Annotated in this window: 18 protein-coding genes and 1 pseudogene; 18 read left to right on the top strand and 1 reads right to left on the bottom strand. The window is 41.2% G+C overall.

What is annotated here, in order from left to right; translation table 11 throughout:
* Positions 1–213: 213 nt before the first annotated feature.
* The 16 genes and pseudogenes from infB to O3640_RS00235 form a co-directional block, all read left to right on the top strand.
* A pseudogene (infB, locus tag O3640_RS00310) lies at positions 214–2,442 on the top strand (translation initiation factor IF-2); the annotation flags it as partial.
* A 185-nt stretch (positions 2,443–2,627) separates the two neighbouring features.
* Positions 2,628–2,975 carry a 30S ribosome-binding factor RbfA gene (gene rbfA / locus O3640_RS00305; protein WP_008808551.1) on the top strand — a complete coding sequence of 116 codons (348 nt, stop codon included), beginning with the start codon at positions 2,628–2,630 and terminating at the stop codon, positions 2,973–2,975.
* Positions 2,976–3,119: 144 nt separating this feature from the next.
* Positions 3,120–4,751, top strand: coding sequence for a Na/Pi cotransporter family protein (locus O3640_RS00300; RefSeq protein WP_221738535.1), 1,632 nt, complete (start codon positions 3,120–3,122; stop codon positions 4,749–4,751).
* A 161-nt stretch (positions 4,752–4,912) separates the two neighbouring features.
* Complete coding sequence (gene nagA, locus O3640_RS00295; RefSeq protein ID WP_227955740.1) at positions 4,913–6,064, top strand: N-acetylglucosamine-6-phosphate deacetylase; 1,152 nt, start codon at positions 4,913–4,915, stop codon at positions 6,062–6,064.
* 150 nt (positions 6,065–6,214) lie between these two features.
* Positions 6,215–6,412, top strand: coding sequence for a hypothetical protein (locus O3640_RS00290; protein WP_008808554.1), 198 nt, complete (start codon positions 6,215–6,217; stop codon positions 6,410–6,412).
* A 79-nt stretch (positions 6,413–6,491) separates the two neighbouring features.
* Complete coding sequence (locus O3640_RS00285) at positions 6,492–7,337, top strand: aldo/keto reductase (RefSeq protein WP_268712996.1); 846 nt, start codon at positions 6,492–6,494, stop codon at positions 7,335–7,337.
* A complete protein-coding gene (locus O3640_RS00280) occupies positions 7,338–7,790 on the top strand; it encodes a GNAT family N-acetyltransferase (protein WP_268712997.1) in 453 nt (150 codons plus the stop codon).
* Positions 7,791–7,927: 137 nt separating this feature from the next.
* Positions 7,928–10,915, top strand: a complete 2,988-nt coding sequence (locus tag O3640_RS00275; protein WP_268722998.1) for a type I restriction endonuclease subunit R — start codon at positions 7,928–7,930, stop codon at positions 10,913–10,915.
* 439 nt (positions 10,916–11,354) lie between these two features.
* Positions 11,355–12,209 (top strand): hypothetical protein, encoded by an 855-nt coding sequence (locus O3640_RS00270; protein WP_268722997.1) that lies wholly within the window; start codon positions 11,355–11,357, stop codon positions 12,207–12,209.
* Between the two features lie 130 nt (positions 12,210–12,339).
* Entirely contained in the window at positions 12,340–13,566 is a 1,227-nt protein-coding gene (locus tag O3640_RS00265; protein WP_268722996.1) for a restriction endonuclease subunit S, read from the top strand.
* 29 nt (positions 13,567–13,595) lie between these two features.
* Complete coding sequence (locus tag O3640_RS00260) at positions 13,596–14,792, top strand: HAD family hydrolase (RefSeq protein ID WP_268722995.1); 1,197 nt, start codon at positions 13,596–13,598, stop codon at positions 14,790–14,792.
* Between the two features lie 966 nt (positions 14,793–15,758).
* Positions 15,759–17,360, top strand: a complete 1,602-nt coding sequence (locus O3640_RS00255) for a type I restriction-modification system subunit M (protein WP_268722994.1) — start codon at positions 15,759–15,761, stop codon at positions 17,358–17,360.
* A gap of 130 nt (positions 17,361–17,490) precedes the next feature.
* On the top strand, positions 17,491–17,829 hold the full coding sequence (locus O3640_RS00250) for a type II toxin-antitoxin system RelE/ParE family toxin (protein ID WP_268722993.1): 339 nt from the start codon (positions 17,491–17,493) through the stop codon (positions 17,827–17,829).
* Entirely contained in the window at positions 17,822–18,907 is a 1,086-nt protein-coding gene (locus tag O3640_RS00245) for a HigA family addiction module antitoxin (protein WP_268722992.1), read from the top strand. Before O3640_RS00250 ends, O3640_RS00245 begins: the two co-directional genes overlap by 8 nt.
* 48 nt (positions 18,908–18,955) lie before the next feature.
* A complete protein-coding gene (locus tag O3640_RS00240; RefSeq protein WP_268722991.1) occupies positions 18,956–19,171 on the top strand; it encodes a hypothetical protein in 216 nt (71 codons plus the stop codon).
* Entirely contained in the window at positions 19,155–19,520 is a 366-nt protein-coding gene (locus tag O3640_RS00235; protein WP_268722990.1) for a TIGR02328 family protein, read from the top strand. Before O3640_RS00240 ends, O3640_RS00235 begins: the two co-directional genes overlap by 17 nt.
* Before the next feature lie 297 nt (positions 19,521–19,817).
* Here O3640_RS00235 and adhP read toward each other — a convergent pair whose 3' ends face one another.
* On the bottom strand, positions 19,818–20,840 hold the full coding sequence (gene adhP, locus O3640_RS00230) for an alcohol dehydrogenase AdhP (protein ID WP_060552954.1): 1,023 nt from the start codon (positions 20,838–20,840) through the stop codon (positions 19,818–19,820).
* Between the two features lie 322 nt (positions 20,841–21,162).
* Between adhP and O3640_RS00225 the strand changes: the two genes are divergently transcribed.
* The gene (locus tag O3640_RS00225; protein ID WP_371586413.1) at positions 21,163–25,704 is read left to right on the top strand and encodes a S8 family serine peptidase; all 4,542 of its coding nucleotides are present in this window, start codon (positions 21,163–21,165) and stop codon (positions 25,702–25,704) included.
* Between the two features lie 359 nt (positions 25,705–26,063).
* Entirely contained in the window at positions 26,064–26,981 is a 918-nt protein-coding gene (gene glyQ / locus O3640_RS00220) for a glycine--tRNA ligase subunit alpha (RefSeq protein WP_268722988.1), read from the top strand.

Here is a 26,981-nt window from a genome sequence, read left to right as displayed (position 1 = left end):
GCACGGGCGAAAGAGCAGGCGGAACGTCGTAAACAACAGGGTCAACAAAGACTACAAGGAAACCGCAATGATCGCAACGATCGCCGGAATAACCAAAACGATCGCAATGACCGTAATAGTCAAAATCGCAATGATCGCCGCAATCGTCAGGAACAAGGCAATCAACATCGCAATCAAGGTCAATCCCAATATAATCAACAACGCCAGTCCTTTAACCAAGGGCCTAAGATTGACTTTAAAGCGCGAGCAGCAGCCTTGAAAGCTGAGCAGAATGCTGAGTATGCCCGTTCTAGTGAAGAGCGCTTCAAACAGGCTAAGGCTAACAAGGAAGCTTTGCGGGAGCAGAATAAGCGTAAAGAACAAGCAAAATTGGAAGATTTATTTGTAGAAGTAGAATTTCCAAAACCTACAGCGCAAGCACCAGCAACACCAGCTCCAACAGCTCAGGAGCCTGCTGTGGATACGCGTCGCAAGAAACAAGCACGACCAGATAAGGAACGTGATAACTTTGATCACGAAGAAGATGGTCCAAGAAAACAACAAAAGAATCGAAGCAGTCAAAATCAAGTGAGAAATCAAAAGAATAGTAATTGGAATAACAATAAGAAATCGAAAAAAGGCAAGAATAATCGGAATAATAATGCGACTCCAAAACCTGTTACAGAGCGTAAATTCCATGAATTGCCAACAGAATTTGAATATACAGACGGCATGACCGTGGCAGAAATTGCAAAACGGATCAAACGTGAACCAGCAGAAATCGTTAAGAAGCTCTTTATGATGGGCGTTATGGCAACGCAAAACCAATCTCTTGATGGCGATACTATTGAGCTCCTTATGGTAGACTATGGTATCGAAGCTAAGAAGAAGGTCGAAGTTGACACTGCTGATATTGAACGTTTCTTTGTCGAAGAAGGCTACATCAATGAAGATGCTTTAGAAGAACGTCCACCAGTTGTGACTATCATGGGTCACGTTGACCATGGTAAAACAACGCTCTTGGATACTCTTCGTAATTCACGCGTTGCGACAGGTGAAGCGGGAGGAATTACTCAGCATATCGGTGCCTACCAAATCGTCGAAGGTGGCAAGAAGATTACCTTCCTAGATACGCCAGGACATGCGGCATTCACATCTATGCGGGCTCGTGGTGCTTCTGTTACGGATATCACTATCCTGGTCGTTGCAGCTGATGATGGCGTTATGCCTCAGACTATTGAAGCAATCAACCACTCAAAAGCAGCGAACGTTCCAATCATTGTTGCTATCAACAAGATTGATAAGCCAGGTGCCAATCCTGAACGTGTTATCGGTGAATTGGCAGAGCATGGTGTTATGTCAACAGCTTGGGGAGGAGACTCTGAGTTTGTAGAAATCTCAGCTAAGTTTAACCAAAACATCGATGAATTATTGGAAACAGTCCTACTTGTAGCAGAGATCCAAGAACTTAAGGCTGACCCAACAGTCCGTGCCATCGGTACCGTTATCGAAGCACGTTTGGATAAAGGAAAAGGTGCTGTTGCAACCTTGCTTGTCCAACAAGGTACCTTGAATGTTCAAGATCCTATCGTTGTTGGTAATACCTTTGGTCGTGTCCGTGCGATGACCAATGATTTGGGTCGTCGTGTCAAAGTGGCTGGTCCATCTACACCAGTTTCTATCACAGGTCTGAACGAAACACCAATGGCTGGTGATCATTTCGCTGTTTATGAAGATGAAAAAGCTGCGCGTGCAGCCGGTGAAGAACGTGCTAAACGGGCGTTGCTGAAGCAACGTCAAGCTACTCACCGTGTCAGCCTTGAAAATCTCTTTGATACCCTTAAAGCGGGTGAAGTGAAGTCTGTTAATGTCATCATCAAAGCCGATGTACAAGGTTCTGTTGAGGCCTTGGCTGCTTCCCTACAAAAGATCGAAGTAGAGGGCGTAAAGGTAACCATCGTCCACTCAGCAGTTGGTGCTATCAATGAATCAGACGTAACCTTGGCTGAAGCTTCAAATGCCGTTATTATCGGTTTCAATGTCCGTCCTACACCGCAAGCTCGTCAGCAAGCGGAGTCTGATAGCGTTGAAATTCGTCTCCACAGCATTATCTACAAAGTTATCGAAGAAGTGGAAGACGCTATGAAGGGAATGCTGGACCCTGAATACCAAGAAAAAATTATCGGTGAAGCCCTTATCCGTGAAACTTTCAAGGTTTCTAAAGTTGGTACCATCGGTGGATTTATGGTTATCAGCGGTAAAGTTACCCGTGACTCTAAGGTCCGTGTGATTCGTGACGGCGTCGTGATCTATGACGGCCAACTGGCTAGTTTGAAGCACTTCAAAGACGATGTCAAAGAAGTTACGAACGGTCGTGAAGGTGGTCTCATGATTGAAGGCTATAATGATATTCAAGTAGATGATACCATTGAAGCCTATATCATGGAAGAAATTAAAAAATAAAAGAGAAACCCTGAAGCTTTTAAGTCCGTATTCATGAGATAATTCTTGATGGGAATGGCTGATTCTACGGAAATCTTACATCAAGTCATTTCTCAAAATGAGACGGCGGGCTTCTATAACCAAATAAAAATAAGCTAGGCTGAGCCTAGCTTATCTTACAGAGAAAGAAATAGAAAGGAAATCCAATGGCAAATCATTTCCGTGTGGACCGGGTTGGGATGGAAATCAAGCGCGAAGTCAATGAGATTTTGCAAAAGAAAGTCCGCGATCCGCGTGTCCAAGGTGTGACCATCACTGATGTGCAAATGCTGGGTGATTTATCAATGGCCAAGGTCTACTATACTATTATGAGTGATCTGGCATCAGATAATCAAAAAGCACAGTTGGGACTTGAAAAAGCAACTGGAACTATCAAACGTGAGTTGGGCCACAATTTAAAAATGTATAAAATTCCAGACTTGACCTTTGTAAAAGATCAGTCAATTGAATATGGTAACAAGATTGACCAAATGTTGCGGGATTTGGATAAATAATAGGAAAAAGACCTTCTGTGGTCTTTTTTTCTTGCACAAAATAGTATAGTTTTTTCATTTTTTTTAAAAAAGGTCTTGTGACTTTGACGATTATTCTATAAAATATAAAAGGAATACTTCGAAAGAGGTTTTAGGAGGCAAAGAATGTCCATTAATTGGCAAGATATTATTTTTAACTTTTTAGGTGGTTTGGGACTATTTCTTTATAGTATCAAGATGATGGGGGATGGTCTGCAACAAGCTGCTGGTGATCGCCTGCGTTATTTTATCGATAAGTATACCAGCAATCCTATCTTAGGTATCCTGGTTGGAATCGGGATGACAGCACTTATCCAATCCAGCTCAGGTGTGACAGTTATCACTGTCGGTATGGTAAGTGCGGGGCTTCTGACCTTGCGCCAGGCCATCGGGATTGTCATGGGGGCCAATATCGGAACAACAGTAACCTCCTTCATCATTGGTTTTAAGCTGGGGGAATATGCCCTTCCCATTCTCTTTATCGGTGCTGTTTGTATATTCTTTACAAAAAACCGTGCTATAAACAATATTGGTCGGATCCTCTTCGGGGTCGGAGGTATATTCTTTGCACTAAATCTGATGAGCGGAGCGATGGAACCACTTAAGGATTTACAGGTCTTCAAAGATTACATGATTCAGCTCAGCAAAAATCCAGTCTTGGGAGTCTTTGTCGGAACAGGGCTGACCTTGCTTATTCAGGCTTCATCTGCTACGATTGGTATCTTGCAAAATCTATATGCTAGTGATTTGATTAGTCTTCAAGGAGCCCTACCGGTGCTTTTTGGGGACAATATCGGGACGACCATCACAGCAATTATTGCTTCCTTGGGTGCCAACATTGCTGCTAAACGTGTTGCAGCATCTCATGTGCTCTTTAACGTTCTGGGGACCTTGGTCTGTCTGCTCTTTCTTGGGGCCTTTACCAATATGGTTCAGTGGTTCCAATCGACCTTACACCTGTCGCCTGAGATGACGATTGCTTTCTCTCACGGTGCCTTCAACATTACCAATACTATTCTTCAATTCCCGCTGATTGGTTTTCTTGCCTATGTAGTGACCAAACTAATCCCTGGTGAAGATGAGGTTGTTAAGTATGAACCTCTGTATCTGGATAAGATCCTGATCAAGCAAGCACCATCATTAGCCTTAGGAAATGCGAAGAAAGAATTGCTTCATTTGGGAAGCTACGCTGTTAAATCTTTTGAACTGTCCTATGATTATTTGATCAACCATACTGAAAAATCTGCAGACAAGGGTCATAAGACAGAAGGAGCCATCAATGCCATTGACGAAGAACTGACTCGTTATCTGATTGATCTTTCTGGAGAACAGCTCAATCAAAAAGAAAGTGAAGTCTTAACCAATATCCTGGACTCTTCTCGTGATTTGGAGAGAATTGGGGACCACGGTGAAGCCTTGCTACAATTGACAGACTACCTGATCAAGAAAAAAGTTATCTTTTCAGAAGCTGCCTTGGAAGAATTAGAAACGATTTACCAAATGACCTTGAATTTTGTCAAGGATGCCTTGCAGTCAGTTGAAGATAATAATATTGAACTGGCTGACAGTCTAGAAGAGAAGCATACAAAAATTGACCAGCTGGAGCGTAAGCTTAGGAAGACCCACATTTCTCGTCTCAACCGCGGAGAATGTACACCACAAGCTGGGGTCAACTTTATTGATATCATTTCTCACTATACAAGGGTTGCGGACCATGCTATGAATTTGGTTGAAAAGGTCCAAGCAGAACAAATTTAGACAGGAAAAGCTTCCTGTCTTTTTAATATAATAATTTTTCACAAAATAGGTCTATACCATTTACAAATAAATGGGAAAGGTTTATAATATAGATGACATAATCAATGAGTACCAAATAGGGAGAAAGTTAGTCTATTTGGACAAAATCTGGAGGTTATATTATGCCTAAATATATTAAAGCTGATCAGTTTTTCTATCCTCAAGGGATCCGTCAAGGTGGTTATTTAGAAATCAAAGATGGCAAATTTGGAAAGCTGGTCAAAGAAGTTCCTGCTGATGCTGAAGTGATTGATTACACTGGTTATTCCATTGCACCTGGTCTAGTAGATACCCACATTCATGGCTTTGGCGGAGTGGATGTCATGGACAATAACATCGAAGGCACCCTTCATACCATGAGTGATGGTCTTTTGACAACAGGGGTTACAAGCTTTTTACCAACTACTTTGACTTCGTCTTATGAGCTTTTGCTGGCTGTTACAGAAAATATCGGCGCCCACTACCAAGAGGCTACTGGTGCCAAGATTCGTGGCCTTTATTTTGAAGGACCTTATTTCACAGAGAAATACAAGGGAGCGCAAAATCCTTCCTACATGAAAGATCCTCGTATGGATGAATTTCGTGCTTGGCAAAAGGCCTCAAATGGCTTGCTGAATAAGATTGCCCTTGCGCCTGAACGAAATGGTGTCGAAGAGTTTGTTCGTACGATTACTGACGAAGGGGTGACAGTAGCACTCGGCCACTCAGATGCAACCTTTGACCAAGCTAAGGCGGCAGTGGAAGCTGGTGCTAGCGTCTGGGTACATGCCTATAATGGTATGCGTGGCTTGACTCACCGGGAGTTGGGTATGGTTGGTGCTATGTATGAGCTTCCTCATACCTACGCAGAGTTAATCTGTGATGGCCACCATGTTGATCCTAAGGCTTGCGATATTCTGATCAAGCAAAAAGGTCATGAAAATATCGCTCTGATAACAGACTGTATGACAGCAGGCGGTCTGGAAGACGGTGATTATATGCTGGGTGAATTTCCAGTAGTTGTGGCAGATGGAACGGCCCGTCTCAAATCTACAGGCAACTTAGCTGGTTCAATCTTGAAATTGAAAGATGGCTTGAAGAATGTTGTTAAATGGGGCATTGCCAATCCTCACCAAGCCGTCATGATGGCTAGCCTGATTCCGGCTAAATCTGTTCATATTGATGATGTTTGCGGTCAGATCAAAGAAGGTTATGATGCGGACTTTATCGTTTTAAATGATGATTTGGACTTGATAGCCACATACTTGGATGGTGAGAAAAGGTTTGAAGCCTAATCATAAAAAAGAAAAGTCTCCTAAATATTTAAAGAAAGAACAGGTGAGCCTGTTCTTTCTGCTTTTAAAAAATGAGAAAATAAATTTGAATCAATAAGAAATGATGTATTCATGATATAATGATATCAACGAAATAAACAGGAGTGAAACATGAAAAAGATTGATTATAAATTTACCCTCATGGGTGTGGTCTTTCTTCTTTTTGGCTTAGCTATGAGTCGTATTCTGATGATTGTCGCTGGAGCCGCCTTTATCATCTATAGTTTTATCAGTAAGGGCATGGCTCCGACCAAGAAAAATATCTTCAAGCCAGGGCCTATAGTCCCTAAGAAGAAAAAGAAGGACTAGGTTGGATAATAGACGACTATTTCTCAACAGAGCTTTTTAGCTCTTTGAGGCTCTCATAAATAATAGACGGAGGATACCTATGGAAACGTACCTTTTAAACAACGGCGTGAGAATCCCAGTGCTTGGCTTTGGGACATGGAAGGCTAAGGATGGTGAAGAGGCCTATCAGGCAACATTAGCCGCTCTTAAAGCAGGCTATCGTCACATCGATACGGCCGCTATCTATAAGAACGAAGAAAGTGTCGGACGGGCAATCAAGGATAGTGGCGTTCCAAGGGAGGAGCTCTTCATCACGACTAAGCTTTGGAATGACATTCATACATATGAAGAGGCTCAAGAGGCCTTTGCCCAATCAATGGAGCGGTTGGGACTGGACTATCTGGACCTCTACCTCATCCACTGGCCGAATCCCAAAGCTTTGAGAGAAAAGGATGCTTGGAAAAAGCGCAATGCTGAAGTCTGGCATGCCATGGAAGATCTCTATAATGCTGGTAAGATTCGTGCAATCGGCGTCAGCAATTTCCTCCCTCATCACTTAGAAGCCCTGCTTGAGACAGCGCGCATCAGGCCAGCAGTCAATCAAATCCGCCTGGCGCCAGGTGTCTATCAGACAGAGGCAGTGAACTTCTGCCGTGAGCATGAGATTTTACTGGAAGCTTGGGGACCATTTGGCCAAGGTGAACTTTTCCAAAATCCAGCCGTGCAGGCTGTGGCGGACAAGTATGGCAAGACCATTGCCCAAGTCGCGCTGGCTTGGAGCTTACAGGAAGGCTTCCTGCCCCTGCCTAAGTCGGTCACTCCGAGCCGGATTGCCAGCAATCTGGACTGCTTTGACATTGAGCTTGATGCAGCAGACTTGGAAGTGCTTAAAAATATCAGTGGCCTGGCCGGTGGCGCACCAAATCCTGATGAAATGGATTTTTAAATGAAAATCCGATTCTACCGCAGTTCAGATAGAGAGGCCTTGCAGTCTTACCAATTAACGGATTTGAAATTTACCAGTCATCCTAAGGAGGCTGTCGCTGACTTAGAAAATCGCTATGCCATCTTGGGCCTTGTAGAAGATCAAATCGTAACCTTTCTGATTTTGGACGCTGGGGAAGAGAAGTATACTTATGGCGGTCAGCCAGATAGTCTGCTCCTTCGTAGCTTTTCAACGGATGAAAACTTTCAGATGCGAGGCTACGGGAGTCAGACTTTAAAGCTCTTGCCTGATTTCATAAGAGAGCATCTGCCTATGTATAAAAGTATCATCCTAGGCGTCAATGAGAGAAATCAGGTCGCTTCCTATCTCTATCAAGAGACCGGTTTTAGCAAACAGCCCCAGCGCATATTAGGACCAGCAGGCTGGCAGGAAGTCTATGAATTAAAAATCTAAAGCTATCCCCAGTTTGAAAAGAGCTGGGGATTTTTCATACCTTAGTATGAAAACGCTATAAAATCAAGCCTTTCTATGCTATAATAAAAATCAGAAGCATCATGCAAAAATCCTCATGTAAAGCAAAAGGAAATCAAATGAAAACAAGCCAGGAATTAGAAATTGAAAAACAGTTGATTCAGCAATTGGCATCTGGAGAAAGCCAGTGGACCTATCGGAAAGATCTCAAGAAAGAGGACCAGTTGTGGGAGAATTTTTTTGAGAAATTAGCTCAAAATAATGTCGCCATGTTAGCGGATCATCCCTTGACTGATCAAGAAAAACACCAAATCAAGAATCAGCTCAACTTTGTCAGCTATTATGAGGCAGCCAAGTGGCTAGCAGGAGAAAACGGCATTGCCAAGGTAGAGGTTCAGCGCGAAGATGCTAGTCTTGGTACCATCCGTCTAGCGGTCATCTGGCGGGACAATATCGCTGCTGGAAAATCTAGCTATGAAGTAGTCAATCAAGTCGAGCGAGACAAGGCATACCCTCAAGATCAAGACAGACGAATGGATGTGACTCTTCTTATTAATGGACTTCCTATGATTCACATTGAGCTCAAGAGTCCAGGAGTTGGATTTTTGAAAGCTTTTTATCAGATAGAAAAATACGACCGTGAAGGCAAGTTCCGAGGTATTTACTCAAGCTTGCAGATGTTTGTCGTGACCAATAAGGTCGACACTCGCTATATCGCTGCAGCCCGTGAAAATAAGCTAAACAAACAGTTCCTGACCAAGTGGGTGGATAAGGACAACCGGCCCGTGACGGATCTGACCAGCTTTGCCCATGAGGTCCTCTCCATCCCTCGGGCCCATCAGATGGTCATGCAGTATTCAGTCATTGATGATAGCAAGAAAGCCCTGATCCTCCTGCGCCCTTATCAGATTCATGCCATTGAGGCAGTACAGGATGCTTCTCGTCGTCAAGAGTCGGGCTATATATGGCATACGACAGGTTCAGGGAAGACCCTGACCTCTTACAAGGTGGCCCGCAATCTCTTGCAGATTCCCGCCATCCAAAAGACCATTTTTGTCGTCGATCGTAGAGATCTGGACCAGCAGACGACCTCGTCCTTTCTCTCATACGCTGCCAATGATGTCATTGATATCGATGAGACGGATAATACTCACGAATTAGTCAAGCGTCTAGGTAGCAACGACAAGCGCGTGGTAGTCACGACCATTCAGAAAATTACGACCATGATGCGCAAATTTGAAGAAGGCAAGTACCAGCGAGATGCTGGGAAGATCAAGAACCTGCGCGTGGCCTTTGTCGTGGATGAGTGCCACCGAGCTGTCACTCCACAAATGCAAAAGGAGATCAAGGCCTACTTCCGAAACTCTCTCTGGTACGGCTTTACAGGGACTCCGATTTTCAAGGAAAACAAACGAAAACAAGTGGGAGACTTGGCTCAAACCACTCACCAACAGTATGGCGAACGCCTACATGAATACACAGTTAAGGAAGCCATCCATGATGGAGCGGTTCTTGGCTTTAAGGTGGATTACCGAAATACTATCATCTCTGATATGCTGGAGGAGGAGATTCCTGATAGTGCTTATGAGGACAAGGAACACATGCTAGAAGTCTTGGATGCTATCCTCAATAAGAGCCAGCAACAGCTCAATATCCCTAAAGGAGTTGGAAAAAGCTATGACGCTATTTTGACGGTCAAGTCCATCCCGCAAGCACAGGCTTATTATAATCTGCTCAAGAGTATCATGGCTGGCAAGGAGCGGGTCAAGGTCTCCGAGCGGGTCAAACGACATTTACCAGATTTTCCAAAGTTTACCATCACTTACTCAGTGTCTGAAAATGAGGAAGAATCCATCGGCTACCAAGACCATATGAAGCAGGTCATGGAGGACTACAACCGAGAGTTTGGGACGCATTTTAAACTAGCCGATCTGCGGGGCTTTAATACCGATGTCAATAATCGCCTGGCCAGAAAGCAGGATAAGTACCTCTATCGCAATGAGCAGTTGGACCTGGTCATCGTAGTTGATCGTCTCTTGACTGGCTTTGATGCTCCCTGTCTCTCCACGCTCTTTATCGATCGCAAGCCCATGCGCCCGCAGGACTTGATCCAAGCCTTTAGCCGGACCAATCGGATCTTTGATGACAAGAAGCGCTTCGGCCATATCATCACCTTCCAGTGCCCTCAAGCCTTTAAGGAAGCCGTCGACAATGCCCTCAAGCTCTACTCTAATGGGGGAGAAAATGAGGTTTTGGCTCCAAGCTGGGAAGAAGAAAAAAGCAACTTTCTATCAGCTTGCGGAGAATTTCAAGCCCAAGTTACGGACCATGAAGAAGAAGGAATCGCTATCGAGCAGGCTAGTACGGCTCAGCTACGTAAAATAGCGAAATCTTACCAAGCCTTTGATAAGTATCTGGCTTCTATCCGCGTCTATAATGAATACAAAGAAGAGGAGATTTACCAAGAGACTGGCTTGACTGATGCCAAGCTAGAAAGTTACCTAGGCCTCTATCAAAACATTCTAGCAGAGCTTAAAAGCCGTGTAGATGACGATGATCAAGATGATCCGCTGGATATCCACTATGAACTAGAGTCAGTCCAGGTCGATGAGATCAACTATGCCTATATCTTGACTCTCATCCAAAGTATGATCCAGCAGGATGACAATGTAGCAGAGCCTCTTAGTGATAAGGATATTGCTACCGTGGATGGTTATATCCAAGGCTTGAATAGGACCAATCCAGGACTTGCGACAATCATCCAAAACCTTTGGACGGAAGTGCAGGCAAATCCAAAACTTTATCGAGGTTTATCCATCACAGGTGTCTTAGATAATATGATTGAGATGGTGATTGATAAACATATCTCCAACTTTGTCAAAAAATGGTATGTTGGAGAGAACGAGCTTCGCTACTATATCCAGCACTACCGCAAAGGCGCTAAGAAGCAAACAGGTGAAAGCCAGCTGACCAAGAGCCAACGCTATAAAGACTATAAGGTAGAAGTAGCAGACGCCCTCAACCCACTCAGCTATAAAAAACAAATCAAAGAAGCCTATACCCAACTGATCGAAGAGGTGATTGAACCACTCAGAGTGGGGAGATAGGGTACGAGGTGAATGGCAATCAAATAGGCTGAAATATCCCCTAGAATAGATGTTCTAGGGGATGTTTTGGGTATGGTATTAGAAATGAAACATACTAGATATAGGGAGTATTAGAAATATAGTTCGAATAACACGTTTATAACAATATCTTGTGCTATTTCTAAATTTTGTTAAAAAACAACACAAGATATTGATTTTTATTTTTTGTGTGCTATAATTTTAAATGTAGAAAAAAAGACGTCAGTGGCAGCTGACGACTTGATAGGATTATGGATTTTTAGCTAGTTTAGGAAAGCACTATTCAAAAATTCCACATCTAGTGTATCATTTATTTGATAGATTGTAAATCTAAGCGAAAAAATCTAACCTACATTCTACAAAATATTATAGAAAGTGGGTGATCGGTATACGATTATCAAATTATTTAAATAGAGAACACATGCAAATTGGATTAGACTTTTTAGATGTTGATACAAATGAAGATGTTATGTTATTTGTAGATCCGTTGTTATTACCAGACAATTTTAAAAAAATTGTTGATGATTTTATTAAGCAGTCTTATGAAATTTATTGTGAAGGGAACAAGAAAGATTCATTTAATTTATTTTCACATTCGAAAGAATGTAATGCAACGCACTTAGGATATTCTTCAAATAACTCAAAAGGGAAAGGTGTCTCAATGCAGATGCTTGACCAATTTTTTAGTTATGTAAAATCATCTATTTTAGCTGTACAAGAAAAAGCATTAACTTCAGTAGCTATGCCTTTATTTATTAAGAGATTTTCTGAAGACAGAATGTCAGATTTGATTGTTAGTTTATTGAAGAAAGAACTTGTTGTTTTTTCATTAGAACAAGCTAGATTACATGGTTTTCAAATTAGTAGTGATACAAAGACTTTTGAGTATTGGGATCACAAGAATCATGAATGGGCAAAGTTTGAGAGTCTATATGTGTTGGATCCAGAGGAAAACAAAAAAGATAGATTATTGATTTTGGTTCCCAAAACAATAGTTAGTAAGAGGTATATTATATCTCCAGCAAAATATGTTTCTAATATCTTTAGTCGATTACAGCTATTACCGATGTATCAGGATGCAAAAGGGAAACCATACTCTAAAAAAACTCTGCTAGAACTTAAAATAAATAAACAGTATAATGAAGATAAACAGAAAAACTATATTCTAGATTCAACAACTTCTTCTCCAGAGTATTTTATAGATTACATGGAGCATTCAGAAAAATATAGAGACAATAAGTCAATGCTTGATGATGAGTTAATTAGTCTTTTATAACTTCATAAATAATTGAATAGTGCTAATTAGAGAAGAAGTATTTTCTTCTCTTTTTACTTTGTTATTAGCGTTCTTATTTATTTTTCATGATATAATATTAAAAAATGATGAATGAGGTAAGGGAAAGAGTTTGAAAGCTATACTACCTAAAATAAAATTCAAAAATTTTTATGAAAAATGGAATAGAAAAAAATTACAAAGTATTGCTCCTCTACGTGGAGGATTTGCTTTTAAAAGTGAGAAATTTCAAAACGTTGGAATTCCAATTGTTAGAATCTCAAATATTGGATTTGATGGGACTGTTGGAGGTGAATTTGAATATTATTCAAAACTAAGTCCGGATGAGAAATTTGTACTTAAAGGACGTTCACTTTTATTAGCTATGTCAGGTGCAACAACAGGGAAAATAGCTATGTTAGATTCTGAGGAAGAATATTATCAAAATCAACGTGTAGGTTATTTCCAAAATAATGGGGCGGTAGACTATGATTTTCTCTCTTCTGTTCTGCAGACGAAAGCATTTACTAACCAACTAAATGCTGTATTAGTAGCAGGTGCACAACCAAATATATCTTCCAAAGAAATTGATTCCTTTGAATTTTGTATTCCAGAATCAATAGAAGAACAATCCGCCATCGGCTCTCTTTTTCGCACCCTCGATGACCTTCTGGCTAGCTACAAGGACAATCTCGCCAACTACCAGTCTCACAAGGCGAACATGCTCTCCAAGATGTTTCCCAAAGCTGGACAGACCGTTCCTGAGATTCGTTTAGATGGATTTGAAGGTGAGTGGAAAAAGTCTAAATTAAAAGATGTCGCTCATCGTGTGCAGGGTAATGATGGAAGAATGGATTTACCAACTTTAACAATTTCTGCATCTGGCGGTTGGATGAATCAAATTGATCGATTTTCTGCTAATATTGCTGGAAAAGAACAAAAGAATTATACCCTGTTAAAAAAAGGGGAACTATCATATAACCATGGTAATTCAAAATTAGCAAAATATGGAGTTGTTTTTGAATTACAGGATTATGAAGAAGCACTTGTTCCAAAGGTTTATCATAGTTTTAGAGTTAATCAACTTGCAAATGCAAAATTTATTGAGATAATGTTTTCAACAAAAATCCCAGACCGGGAATTAGGGAAACTTGTTTCATCGGGGGCGAGAATGGATGGATTGTTAAATATTAGTTTTGAAGATTTTATGAATATTGCAATTATTATCCCAACTATTGAAGAACAACAAGCCATCGGCACATACTTCTCTAACCTCGATAACCTCATCACTGCTCATCAAGAAAAAATTTCTCAGCTAGAAATACTCAAAAAGAAACTCTTGCAGGATATGTTTATTTAAAGTTTTTATTTAACTGAAAGGGGCGAATTATGTCAGATACAACTTTTAACCGTGAAAAGAAAACAGATAGACCTGTTATTGCGCTTTGCTATGATTTTGATAAGACACTTTCTCCAGATGATATGCAGGCTCAAGGATATATCCAAACAGTACAACCAGAAGGCAGCGATATGATTGGTGATTTCTGGAGGGAGTCAAATGGTCGTGCCACGGCAAATAATATGGATAAGAACCTTGCTTATATGTATACAATGAAGAAAAAAGCACGTGGGCAAATCGTCTTTACAAAAGAAAAGCTAGCTGACTATGGATCTAAAGTAGCACTCTTCCCGGGTGTGGATAAATGGTTTGATCGCATAAGAGAATATGGAGCAGAAAAAGGGATTATTATCGAACATTATATTATATCTTCGGGTTTAAAAGAGATGATAGAAGGAACATCAATTGCGAAAGAGTTTAAAGAACTGTACGCAACATCTTTCTATTTTGATGAAGATGGGGTAGCTGTTTGGCCTGCTCAAGTAGTGAATTATACTAATAAGACACAGTTTCTTTTTCGTATCTCAAAGGGTGTTCTCGATGTTAATGATGAAGCGGTTAATGATTCTTTTGCACCAGATGAAATCAGAGTTCCTTTTCGGAATATGATTTATATAGGAGATAGTGATACAGATATTCCTTGTATGAAATTGGTGAATTCTCAAGGTGGTTATTCTGTCGGAGTTTTTAATCCAGATGAAAAAGATGAACTGAAGGCAAAGAATAAGGTCTATAAAATGATGAGAGATAATCGTATTTCTTACTTTGCTCCTGCAGACTATTCAGAGGGTAGTGAGCTTGACGAACTAGTGAAATTGATTATTGATAAAACTGTTTACAATGAAAAACTGTATGAGAAAAAGTACAACAATCAAAAAGAAGCTATTGAACGGGCTAAACCAAAAGAAGAGCAAGAGAAATTAGATTTAATCAACTCATTAGAAAGTAGTGGTAGTTTCAAAAATACTCATGCTATAGTTGAGAAGTTATCAAAATATACTAGTTGGAAATATGAAGAAATGGAAGACCTTTTACAAATTGCACTAGAAAATACTCAGGTATGGCATATTTTAAATGATCCAGATATTAAAAAGTTTTACCAGTATCTTATTGAACAACTTGGTAGTAATACTGAGGAGTCAATCAGAAATAAAGTGGAAAAAATTCAACAGAAAATTGAATCATAAATTGTAGACGAGAGTATTTAGGTGAGTTATGTCGGAGAATAATTTTATAGAACTAGATAAAATTGAAACCTCAACTGCGGCGCAAAATTTTGCAAATTTATTAAACGAGAATAAGACGTATTTTCCTTTTTAGAAAGTATTTTAGGAAAAAATGATGTAAGTGAGATTTTTTATTTTATTTTTAAGCATAGAATTTTTAGTTATCCAGATATGAAATGTCTTAGTACAAACTATTTAAGTCCATATGATAAAGAGTTCTCATCATATAGATTTAAATATGTAATATTATTAATATATTTGTACAGTCTAGAAAAAGAATATTACTATGATGAATGGGAAGATAAACTTTGGAACGCGATTATTAAACTAAGTAAAGAGGAATTCCTGAGGTTTTGGTTAGAATTTGGATTGATACGAAATAAAAATAATAAACTTGGATATGATTCTAAAAATAAAGATTATATTTTTGTAAACGATTTTAACACATTTTCTGACCAAAGAGATATTTTTTTCTTAATAGGAAAAATTAAGGAAAGACTAAAAGAACTCAAAGAAGAAGGATTCAAATTTGAGTATGAAAGCTAAAAGTAGTACTATGGTGTTTGTCACACAACGTATCAAAGATATTAGGCGACCTAGAGGTAGATATCTGCCCATTAAGTTATTTTCAGTAGAGAATCTAGATAATCATAGGGTTCTCCATCCGGTGGAGTCTGAATCTTCTGGTCTAGTGGGTATTTGTGTAGTCTACTTTACTCGGTTTATGAACGGCACTGATGTTAGGAGTACTTTCAGGATTTCTACACAATATAGAATATGAGAATATTTAGCCTGTTTAAAAATATTATTTACAAACTTCCAGTGTCATACATTTCATTGGTTTTATTGAAATTAAAGAAAATGAAGTTATTTGTTATAAATGATTGCTTTTTTTAAAAATAATTGCATTACAAAGAAAGAATTACTATGGAAACAACACAAACATCCCAGTCGCTCTACCAAGCCCTGTGGAACTCAGCGGATGTTCTCCGCTCTAAGATGGATGCCAATGACTACAAATCCTACCTTTTGGGCATGGTCTTTTACAAGTATCTGTCAGACAAGATGCTCTTTTTCGTGGCGGAGACCATGGAAGAGGGGACAGATAGTCTTGAGGATGCTCTTGAGGTCTATCGTAACTACTACGAGGATGCGGATACCCATGAGGACCTGTTATCAGTTATGAGCGACGAGCTCAACTATAGTATCAAGCCAGACCTGACTTTTACCGCTCTAGTAGCAAGGGTCAATGAGGGGACTTTCCAGCTGGAAGATCTAGCTCAAGGTTTTCGTGATATCGAGCAAAGTGACGACCTCTACGAAAACCTCTTTGAGGACATTGATCTGTACTCTAAGAAGCTAGGAGCAACTCCTCAAAAGCAAAACCAGCTAGTAGCTGCCGTTATGAAAGAGCTAGCAGTACTGGATGTGGCAGGTCATGCAGGAGACATGCTTGGTGATGCCTATGAGTACTTGATTGGTCAGTTTGCGACCGACTCGGGTAAGAAGGCAGGAGAGTTCTATACTCCGCAGCCTGTGGCCAAGCTCATGACCCAGATTGCCTTTTTAGGGCGTGAAGACGAGCAGGGCTTTACACTCTACGATGCCACCATGGGATCAGGCTCCCTCTTGCTCAATGCCAAGAAATACTCTCATAAACCGCAGACAGTGGTCTACTTCGGCCAGGAGCTCAATACTTCGACCTATAACCTGGCTCGGATGAACATGATCCTACACGGGGTTCCTGTTGAAAACCAGTTCTTGCACAATGCAGATACACTGGATGAAGACTGGCCGACACAAGAGCCGACTAACTTTGACGGTGTTCTCATGAATCCTCCATACTCTGCCAAGTGGTCTGCAAGCTCTGGATTCCTGAATGATCCTCGTTTCTCTCCTTTTGGGAAACTCGCGCCTCAGTCCAAAGCTGACTTTGCCTTTCTCTTGCATGGTTACTACCACCTCAAGCAGGACAAGGGAGTCATGGCGATCGTCCTTCCCCACGGGGTCCTTTTCCATGGCAATGCTGAGGGAACCATTCGTAAGGCCTTGTTAGAAGAAGGAGCCATTGACACTGTTATCGGTCTACCTGCTAATATCTTCTTTAATACCAGCATTCCGACCACGGTTATCATTCTCAAAAAGAACCGTACCAATCGTGATGTTTACTTTATCGATGCTTCTAAGGAATTTGATAAGGGTAAAAACCAGAATATCATGACGGATGCTCATATTGAGAAGATCCTGGAAGCCTATAAGTCTCGTGAGGAGATTGACAAGTTTGCCCATCTAGCAAGCTATGAAGAAATCGTCGAAAATGACTACAACCTCAATATTCCTCGCTATGTAGATACCTTTGAGGAAGAAGAAGTAGAGCCACTGACAGAAATCGTCAGCAAGATTAACGAGACAAATAAAGCAATCGAAAGCCAAACAGCTTCGCTACTAGAAATGCTGAATCAACTCCACGGAACCACACCAGAAGCAGATGCTGAGCTCAAACAGTTTTTGAAGGAGTTCAAAGGGTGATGGGAAAGTAGTTAGAAATGTCAACCCGATTTAAAATCCCAGCCAAATCAATCTTTGGCTGGTTTTTGTTTTTTAAAGATGCTATAATTAAATTACCTAAAAGGTAATTTAATTTGACATAAAGGGACATATGAAGCTTATCTATACAAACAAAACTGTTAAAAAGCAGTGCACAGAGCTAAGGCAGGCGAAAAAGGATTTTTCGGATAAGGTTGCTGTAAAGTTGCATCTCTTGATTACCTTTTTGGAAGCAGCAGATTCTTTGGCTAGTGTGACGGCTTTTCCTAAATATCACTTTCACCAACTCAAGGGAAAGAGACAGGGACAGTTTGCTTTGGATATAGATGGTCGAAGGAGTTCCTATCGGTTGATTGTAGAATTTCGTGAGGAGGATCTTGAAAAGGTGTTTCCAAGTCCCGTTGAAATCGAAATCCTAAAAATAGAGGAGGTCAGCAATCACTATGAGTAATAAAATTGTTGAATACAAAGACCTGATTGCTTTTCATCCAGGTCAGTATGTTGAAGAGTTGATTGAAGATTATAATGTGACGCAGAAAGAATTTGCAGAGCGTTTGGGAGTTTCGGCAAAGACTGTCAGCAAGCTTGTCAATGCGGAGGAGCCTATTAGTAAGGATACGGCTCATAAGTTAGCCAAGCTAAGCGGAGTTTCCATGCAAACCTGGCTCAATCTTCAAAATGCTTATGATGTAAAAGTTGCTGAGATTGCAGAACAAAGAGAGCTAGAAGAAGGTAGCGAGAAAGAAATCTGTGAGATGATTGATTTCAAGTATTTTAAGGAGGAGGGCTACGTCCCAGAAAAACGCTATACCTTGAAAGAAAAGATTGTCGAGCTTCGTAAGATTCTAGGTGTGGCGAATTTAAAAAACCTCACGGCTTTCAACCATTTAGTGAGCTATCGGAATACACGTGAGTTTACGCCTAAAAGTATAGTCAACTCCAATATCATGCTGGAGTTGGCATCTAAAAAAGCGCGTGATAAAACGACTACCAAGCTCAATCGCAGAAAGCTAGAGAGAAGCTTGCCTGCTTTGAGAAAGTTGACCAGACAAGATCCAGAAGTTTTTCCTCAACGCTTGTCTGATATCTTACTAGACTGTGGTGTTGTCCTAGTCGGTCTACCAGCTTTGCCAAATGCCAATCTGAATGGTGCAACTAAAAAATTTGGAAATGGCAGTGCCATGCTATTACTCACAGATCGAAACAAAGTATCCGATATTTTCTGGTTCTCACTTTTTCACGAGATTGGGCATATTCTGGAGAATGATTTTTCATCTGATGATGGTAATAGCGAATCTTATCGATGTTCTGAGGAAGAGGCAGATCAGTTTGCAAAAGATCTTTTGATAAACCCTGAAGACTATCAAGCTTTTGTAGAGAAAGGAAACTTTGATAAGTCAGATATCATACGCTTTGCTGAGGAAATAGATATTCACCCTAGTATTGTCTTAGGAAGATTACAAAATGAGGGCATTCTCAATTTTGACCGTTTCCGAGAATTAAAAGAAAATTATTACTTTGTTTCTTGAGGCGTTGTGACTCGTAGAAGATGAAAAAAGCTTCATACGGTCAGTAAATTGAGTCATTCTAGCAATATTTACAATGAAATTCGCCAGTATCTCAAGCAAGAAGTAGTGAAGTTGAGTCAGGTTCAACTCATGATTGACCGTGCCTGTCTAATTCCTGAACATAAGGGGGAGGTCTGTAAAGAAGATTTGCTTGCCCTTTATCTAAATGCTTACTTACAAAAATTAACTTTACTGAAAGGAGACTTACATGAGACTTTGGCATGAGGCCTTGATTCCTCAACTTCCCCGACCTCAACTTTTGGGGCAACATCGTGAGTGCTGCGCCCTACGTGGCAATGGCTGGGGGAGGAGGCATGCGACAGTTGACTATGTCTTTACCCATTCTCCCTACCATCTCTATGCTTACCATCGCTTGATTATGGAGGAAATGGCTAGTCGTGGTTATCGGGTCAGCCCAGAATGGCTGGATAAGAACTACCGTGGTAAGACCTGCCCTCCTTATGAGGATTTGACTGAGGAGAAGGTGGGCGCTCCCATCTATAGAGAGCATGATGCCCGCTACTATGAGGAATGTTTAGATAATCTCCGTGAGAAGGGGATAGAGCTGGAGTAACAGCGCGAAAGGTTTGCGATGCAAAATTCTTCTTCGTATTTTTTGAGTCATAAAGATGAGACCTAAGGATTCTTTCTTAGGTCTTATGTTTTTAGTGTTATGATGTATTTTCAGTTATAAAGTGATGAAAAAGAGCTTGTTGCACGCTATTTCATAAACAGGGTGATAGATCTGTGTTCTTTATAAATAGTGAGATTTTTTCATAATAAAACCTTAAGAACACTATACCGTAAAAGAATCAATAAAAAAACGAACTAACCATAGAGTAGTCCGTTTTTTGTTTAATAGAAAGAGGCATTAGTGAGTGAAGTCCAGTACCATACGTCCTTGGATAGTACCAGCTTCCATTTCATCAAAGACATCTACGGCATCTTCAACAGGGCGTTTTTCAACGACTGGAACAACTAAGCCTTCAGCACCAAATTGGAAGGCTTCTTCCAAGTCTTTACGAGTACCTACAAGAGAACCGATGACTTGGATACCGTCTAGAACAGTCTTGACAATGCTGAGGTCCATCATTTCAGATGGCAAACCAACAGCTACTACACGACCACCTGCACGTACAGAATCAACGGCTTGGTTGAAGGCCACTTTAGAAACGGCTGTTACAACAGCAGAATGAGCACCACCGTTTGTTTTTTCTTTGATGAGACCAGGTACGTCATCAACTTCACGTCCATTGATGACAATATCAGCACCAACTTCTTTGGCTAAAGCAAGTTTGTCATTGTTGATGTCGACTGCGATAACATGGGCATTGAATACTTTCTTAGCATATTGAACAGCTAGGTTACCCAAACCACCTGCACCATAAAGGACGATCCATTGGCCTGGTTGGAGCTGAGCTTCTTTGATGGCTTTGTAAGTAGTTACACCGGCACAAGTGATAGAAGAAGCTTGTGCAGGATCAAGACCTTCAGGAACTTTGACAGCATAGTCAGCTGTTACGATACATTGTTCAGCCATACCACCGTCAACAGAATAACCAGCATTTTTTACTGTACGGCAAAGAGTTTCACGTCCTGTAGTACAGTATTCACAAGTGCCACAACCTTCAAAGAACCAAGCGACACTGACACGGTCGCCTACTTTCAAGCTTTTTACATCTGGAGCCAATTCTTTGACGATACCGATCCCTTCGTGACCAAGGATACGGCCTGGGACCTTACCAAAGTCACCATGTGCAACGTGCAAGTCAGTGTGGCAGACACCACAGTATTCAATTTCTACAAGAGCTTCACCTGTTTCAAGCGGACGGAGTTCTTTGTTTTGAATAATTTCAACACCAGTACTTTCTGGATTAACAACAACTGCTTTCATAAGTAGTTCCTCCTGTTTAGTTATTATCATTAATATGTTAATTATATCACAAAGTTTTTGGGTCGGCAAGCGTTTTCAATAAAAAGGAATTCCTTGCTAGATCGCTAAGTGACCTATTTTTTGTGAGAAAGGTGGTAAAAACCGTATATTATTCTAATTTTGTTCTATAATTCAAACAAATTGACTCATCAAACTTTATAAAATAGGTATTAAGTAGAAAAACATTCGGAAATATTACATTTTCGTTACATTTTATAACAAAGTATGAATTTTCAGACAATTTTTATTATAATATGAGTTAAAAAATATTGAGGAGTTTTGTATGAAAAGACAACAACGTTTTTCACTTCGGAAGTTCAAATTTGGTTTGGCTTCGGCTTTGTTGGGAACTGCTTTGATTTTTGGCTCTGGCCAAGCTAATGCGGACGAACAGACAGGCGTTAGTACAGCAGAAGCGAGTCAGCAGTCAAGCCTAGTTACAACAGCAGATCCGTCAGAGCAGGAGTCTCTTTCTGCGGATAAGGCGACAGTAAAAGAGGACAAGTCGCAAGCTTCTGAAGAAGTAGACAAATCCTCAAGTTCAGAGCCAGCAAATGCTCAAGCTCCATCAGCAGGAGAAACTAAGGAAGAAAAGCAAGTAGTTAGCGAAAAGGAAGTAGCTACAGAGCCAAAACAGACTGTTTCGACAGCAGAGGTAACAAGCCCTTCATCTGCAAAGAAAGATGATAAGCAGGAGGTTAGAGCTACAAATCCTGAAAGCAAGCCAGCGACTACAGAAGCTGTAGCGTCAGAAAATACAGGTCAGCCAGTTGCTACTGCGACTTCTGCAGAAGAAGCTAAAGTCAGCAAGGACGAGCAACCTACCAGCATCAGTAGTAATGAAATCATCAAGGTTCCTCAAACTTGGTCTCAAGGTTATAAAGGGGAAGGTCGCTTGGTTGCTGTTATCGACTCTGGTTTAGACGTCCACCATGAAGTATTGCGTATTTCGGACCCTTCAAAAGCCAAATACCAAACGGAAGCAGCTCTTGAAGAAGCAAAGAAGAAGGCCGGAATTGATTATGGTAAATGGTATAACAGCAAGGTTGTTTATGCCTATAACTATATTGATGGCGATGATAGCATCAAGGAAAAAGATAGCTATTCTCACGGGATGCACGTTACTGGTATCACGGCTGGAAATCCAGACAAGAAGGATAGCAACGGGGAATACATCTATGGGGTTGCTCCTGAAGCTCAAGTGATGTTCATGCGGGTCTTCTCAGACCGTCAAAAAACTACGAGCGACGCCATTTATATCAAGGCCATCGAAGATGCGGTAGCCTTGGGAGCAGATTCCATCAACATGAGTTTGGGTTCAGCAACAGGATCAGTCGTAAACATGAGCCCTAGTCTCTCTGCAGCGATTGAACGAGCTCGAGCTAAAGGAGTCAGTGTCGTAATTGCGGCTGGTAATGAAAATACTTTCGGAAGTGGCCATTCTAAACCTCTGGCTGAAAATCCAGACTATGGTTTAGTCGGAAATCCGTCAACTGCAGAAGGAGCTATTTCTGTTGCCTCTGTTGATAATACAGTAGTGACTGAGGAAGTCATGGAAGTTCGTGGTCTAGAAGATAATACTGAATTAAGCAACGGAAAATTCACATTTGCCAAAGCAGATAGCAAGGCTGATTTTGAAAAGGGCAAGGAATACGAGTATGTTAATGCTGGTCAAGGACGCGAAGAAGATTTTAATGGCTTAGATTTGACAGGTAAGTTGGCCCTTATTCAGCGTGGTTCAATTACGTTCTCTGAGAAGATTAAAAATGCGATCCAACATGGTGCAGCTGGTGCCCTCATCTACAACAATGTTGAAGGGGCTAATATCCAGATGGCCTTGGATAAGGATTCAGAATCAGCTCCATCAGCCTTTATCAGCAAACAGTATGGTGAAGCCTTGGCTGCTGGTAATTATAAGATTGCCTTCAATGGATTGAAAGATAATCGTCCAAATCCAACAGCTAAAGAACTATCTGATTTCTCTAGCTGGGGTGTTACTACCGATGGGCAGCTGAAGCCAGATGTATCAGCTCCAGGTGGATCTATCTATTCTTCACTCAATGATAATACCTATGGTAGCATGAACGGAACCAGTATGGCCTCTCCACATGTGGCTGGTGTTGCGGCCTTGGTGAAAGAATACCTGCTCAAGCATTATCCAAACCTAACTCCAGCTCAGAATTCTGAATTGGTTAAGGCTTTGATCATGTCTACTGCGAAGCTGCATATTGATAAAGAAACAGGCGCTTATACCTCTCCGCGTCAGCAAGGTGCAGGAATCGTTGATACAGCTGCCGCAGTGTCTACTGGACTTTATGTTACTGGGGAAAACCAATACCCAAGCGTATCCTTAGGCAATGTCGAAGATAGTTTTACGTTTGACGTGACGGTTCATAATATTACTGATACTGACCGAACCCTGAAAATGATTGTCAATACCAATACAGATACGGTTAAGGATGGTCAATTTGATCTGACACCTCGTAAATTGACTGAGACAGTATGGCCTGAAGTTACGGTCAAGGCTCATAGTAGTCAGACTGTAACTGTAAAGGTTAATGTGGCTAAATTTGCAGAAGAGCTGACCAAGTTAATGCCAAACGGTTACTTCTTAGAAGGTTTTGTTCGCTTTGTTGATCCAGCAGATGACGGTGATGTAGTGAGCCTGCCATTTATGGGCTTCCGTGGTCAATTCCAAAATCTGCCAGCTGCTGAAAAACCAATTTATAAATTAGTTCGCGATGGCAAATCAGGTTTCTATTATCAGGTACCAGAGGATAAAAGTATTGATTCTAAAAGCAATGTGACGAGCCTCGTAACAACTTCTAAAGATACCCTTTATTCGACTGGTAAAACTGTAGACCGCAGTTCAGTTGTATTAGGAACAGCAGAAAATGCCGAAGGGAAACATATCTTACAGCTGGATGCTGATGGCAATATTCGTTTAGCCTTCTCACCAAATGGCGATGGCAATAAAGATGTAATCCAGTATCGCTCTGTCTTCTACCGGAATGTAAACAATCTGACAGCTAGTGTGTATACAACAGATGATACTGACTACCGCTTCCCAATCTGGCAAAGTAGCAAGGCTTGGGATGGCCGTAAGAATTTCTATAGTGGTGATGCGAGAAAACCGAAATCTTATCTTTTGACAAATACTGTTTGGGATGGTCGCGATAGCAAGGGCAACCCATTAGAAGATGGCCGCTATACCTATGTCGTTCGCTACACACCTGACGTGCCTGGTGCAGAAGAGCAAACTGTAAGCTTTGATCTTCAAATTGATACCCAAAAACCTCAGATTACTTCAGGTTATATCACGAATAAAGACGGTGTTGAGACTTTAACAGTCCGTAAGCCAAAGGATGTAGGAAACGGTGGTATCCTGCGCGAACAAGTCTTCTACTTGAAGGCAGACGAAGAAGGTTCGATCACTTATAAGGACGTGGATTCCCATGGAAAAGAACGGGAATACGAGCATAGAGTTTATCTTTCAGCCAATGAAGATGGTACGTACACCTTACCAGAAGGAGTAGACAAGTCTCAGATTTTCTATGCGGTAGAAGATTATGCAGGCAACAAAGATGTTCTTGCCTTGTCTGAATTTGTCAGCCCTGAAAATTCAGGTCGGATCCGAGTTTCCATGGTGGATGCAACTACACATAAAGATGTCGACACGACCTTTGTCTATCGAATCAAGGATGACAAAGGAAAATACGTTGATTTGGACAAAGGAAAAGATATCAACTTCTTGCCGTTAGGTCGTTATACAGTAGAAGTCTTCACCTATGATAGGGATGAAATTAAGTTCTATGGCTCCAAGACGCAGGAATTCGAATTAACAGCACAAGATAGCTTCAAGACAATCGAGTTCCTTGTTAAGGAAGTTGTCTTTGCGCCAGTCAGTGTTACTTTTGATCAGGCTGTACCAAAGAATACTCAAGTGCTTCTGAAGAACAACAATGGCGATGTATATACATTACCTGCTGCTAAATTTGGTAAGAATTCCTTTGGACGATCAGTAGGGGCAGGATTCTACTCTGTCTTTGTCAATCTCCCAACTGGTTATGAGCTTGTGGAAACAGATCCAACTGTTGAAGTTCTTGAAGGTAAGAACAATCTTCTTAAACTAGGACTTGTTGTTAAAACCCTTCTTATGGCTGCGGTTAATCAGCAATCAAATCTAGTAACGACAGTTCAATATTACAATGCTTCTAGCGCAAAACGACTGGCTTATGATCAAGCTTATCAATCTGCTAAAGATGCTTTAGCTGGTAAATTGACGCAGGCAGAAGTGGATGCTGTTGTTGCTAAATTGCAAGCCGCAACAACTGATCTTGACGGTAAAGAATCCGATGTAGCAGCTGTTAAAGCGGCAGTAGAAGCTTATGCTGCAACAACGAAGACAGGTGCTTATGCTAATGCTAAGGATAGAAACCGCCGTGCCTATGACCAAGCCTTCCAAGAAGTTACTCTTCTTTTACTTCAAGAGAAGGTAACCCAGGAGCAAATCGATACGGCACTGGCTAAACTGGCGGTAGCTGAGAAAAAATTAGATGGTAAGCCAACGAACTTTACTGATTTACAAAAATTAGTAGAATACGACATGCACTATCAAGCAATCAGCAATAAGTTTATCTATGCTAGCGAGAATGTTAAAGCAGCATATTTAGAAGCGTACGCTCAAGCTAAGGCAGTTCTGGACGATCCGGGAGCTAGCCAAGCAGAAGTTAAGGAAGCTATTGCGAATTTGAAGGTAGCTAGGAGAAAACTTGATGGCAGAAAACCAAGAGTTGTGAAGCCTAGAAAGCCAAGACAAGCTTAAAACTTTCAAGCTTACTTTAGAATTAGAATCCCTTAGGTTTATACTTGAGGGATTTCTTTTATGATAGGTACATAAGTGTTTTACAATAGTTAGGATTTCTGCTATAATCTTTTTTAGAAAGAAATCTCTTTGTCTACTTTTTAGCGAGTCTGGGATAGTGTGAGCCAGATAGGGAAGCAGAGCAGATGGCGCTTTTGGTTAACATTTTTAAACGTAATGAAGTAATAAATTAGGGTGGAACCGCGTTTTTGACGCCCCTAGGTCGCAATAGCCTAGGACTGTCGGATGTGGTTCTTTTGTTTGTTCAAACGGAGCAAAAGATGGTCCCTGAGCTAAAATAAAAACAAAAGGAGTAACTAATGTCCAAGAAACTTACCTTTCAGGAAATAATTTTGACTTTACAGCAATTCTGGAATGATCAGGGCTGTATGCTTATGCAGGCTTATGATAATGAGAAGGGGGCGGGAACCATGAGTCCCTATACCTTCCTGCGAGCTATTGGGCCAGAGCCTTGGAACGCGGCCTATGTAGAGCCGTCTCGCCGGCCAGCAGATGGACGATATGGGGAAAACCCTAACCGTCTTTACCAGCACCACCAATTTCAGGTGGTTATGAAGCCGTCTCCAAGCAATATCCAAGAACTGTACTTGCAGTCTTTGGAGCTCTTGGGCATCAATCCGCTGGAGCACGACATCCGCTTTGTCGAAGATAACTGGGAAAATCCGTCAACTGGATCAGCTGGTCTGGGCTGGGAAGTATGGCTGGATGGTATGGAAATCACTCAGTTCACTTACTTCCAGCAGGTCGGAGGTCTGCCAACTCAACCGGTGACAGCTGAGGTGACTTATGGTCTGGAGCGCCTGGCTTCTTATATTCAAGAAGTGGACTCTGTCTATGACATTGAGTGGGCTGATGGTGTTAAGTATGGCGAAATTTTCACTCATCCTGAATATGAGCATTCCAAGTACAGCTTTGAGGTTAGTGACCAAGACTTGCTCTTGGGGAATTTTGAGAGGTTTGAAGCAGAAGCTAAGCGCTGTCTGGACGAGCATCTGGTGCACCCAGCCTATGACTATGTTCTCAAATGCTCGCATACCTTTAACCTCTTGGATGCGCGTGGAGCTGTATCCGTGACAGAGCGAGCAGGCTATATTGCTCGCATTCGTAATCTGGCGCGTGTCGTGGCCAAGACCTTTGTGGCTGAGCGCAAGCGTCTGGGCTATCCGCTTTTGGATGATGAGACTCGTGAGAAACTCTTGGCAGAGGAGGGAGAATAA

It is taken from the genome of Streptococcus sp. 27098_8_75, from assembly GCF_041432475.1.
GTDB lineage: Bacteria > Bacillota > Bacilli > Lactobacillales > Streptococcaceae > Streptococcus > Streptococcus gordonii.
This window is presented reverse-complemented; position numbering and strand designations above follow the sequence as displayed.

Bases quoted from the DNA above. Each gene is read 5' to 3' on its own strand.
- rbfA (WP_008808551.1), top strand. From the start codon at position 2,628: ATGGCAAATCATTTCCGTGTGGACCGGGTTGGGATGGAAATCAAGCGC.
- O3640_RS00290 (WP_008808554.1), top strand. From the start codon at position 6,215: ATGAAAAAGATTGATTATAAATTTACCCTCATGGGTGTGGTCTTTCTT.
- O3640_RS00280 (WP_268712997.1), top strand. From the start codon at position 7,338: ATGAAAATCCGATTCTACCGCAGTTCAGATAGAGAGGCCTTGCAGTCT.
- O3640_RS00260 (WP_268722995.1), top strand. From the start codon at position 13,596: ATGTCAGATACAACTTTTAACCGTGAAAAGAAAACAGATAGACCTGTT.
- glyQ (WP_268722988.1), top strand. From the start codon at position 26,064: ATGTCCAAGAAACTTACCTTTCAGGAAATAATTTTGACTTTACAGCAA.
- O3640_RS00235 (WP_268722990.1), top strand. From the start codon at position 19,155: ATGAGACTTTGGCATGAGGCCTTGATTCCTCAACTTCCCCGACCTCAA.
- O3640_RS00245 (WP_268722992.1), top strand. From the start codon at position 17,822: ATGAGTAATAAAATTGTTGAATACAAAGACCTGATTGCTTTTCATCCA.
- O3640_RS00250 (WP_268722993.1), top strand. From the start codon at position 17,491: ATGAAGCTTATCTATACAAACAAAACTGTTAAAAAGCAGTGCACAGAG.
- O3640_RS00285 (WP_268712996.1), top strand. From the start codon at position 6,492: ATGGAAACGTACCTTTTAAACAACGGCGTGAGAATCCCAGTGCTTGGC.
- nagA (WP_227955740.1), top strand. From the start codon at position 4,913: ATGCCTAAATATATTAAAGCTGATCAGTTTTTCTATCCTCAAGGGATC.
- O3640_RS00275 (WP_268722998.1), top strand. From the start codon at position 7,928: ATGAAAACAAGCCAGGAATTAGAAATTGAAAAACAGTTGATTCAGCAA.
- O3640_RS00225 (WP_371586413.1), top strand. From the start codon at position 21,163: ATGAAAAGACAACAACGTTTTTCACTTCGGAAGTTCAAATTTGGTTTG.
- O3640_RS00270 (WP_268722997.1), top strand. From the start codon at position 11,355: ATGCAAATTGGATTAGACTTTTTAGATGTTGATACAAATGAAGATGTT.
- adhP (WP_060552954.1), bottom strand. From the start codon at position 20,840: ATGAAAGCAGTTGTTGTTAATCCAGAAAGTACTGGTGTTGAAATTATT.
- O3640_RS00255 (WP_268722994.1), top strand. From the start codon at position 15,759: ATGGAAACAACACAAACATCCCAGTCGCTCTACCAAGCCCTGTGGAAC.
- O3640_RS00300 (WP_221738535.1), top strand. From the start codon at position 3,120: ATGTCCATTAATTGGCAAGATATTATTTTTAACTTTTTAGGTGGTTTG.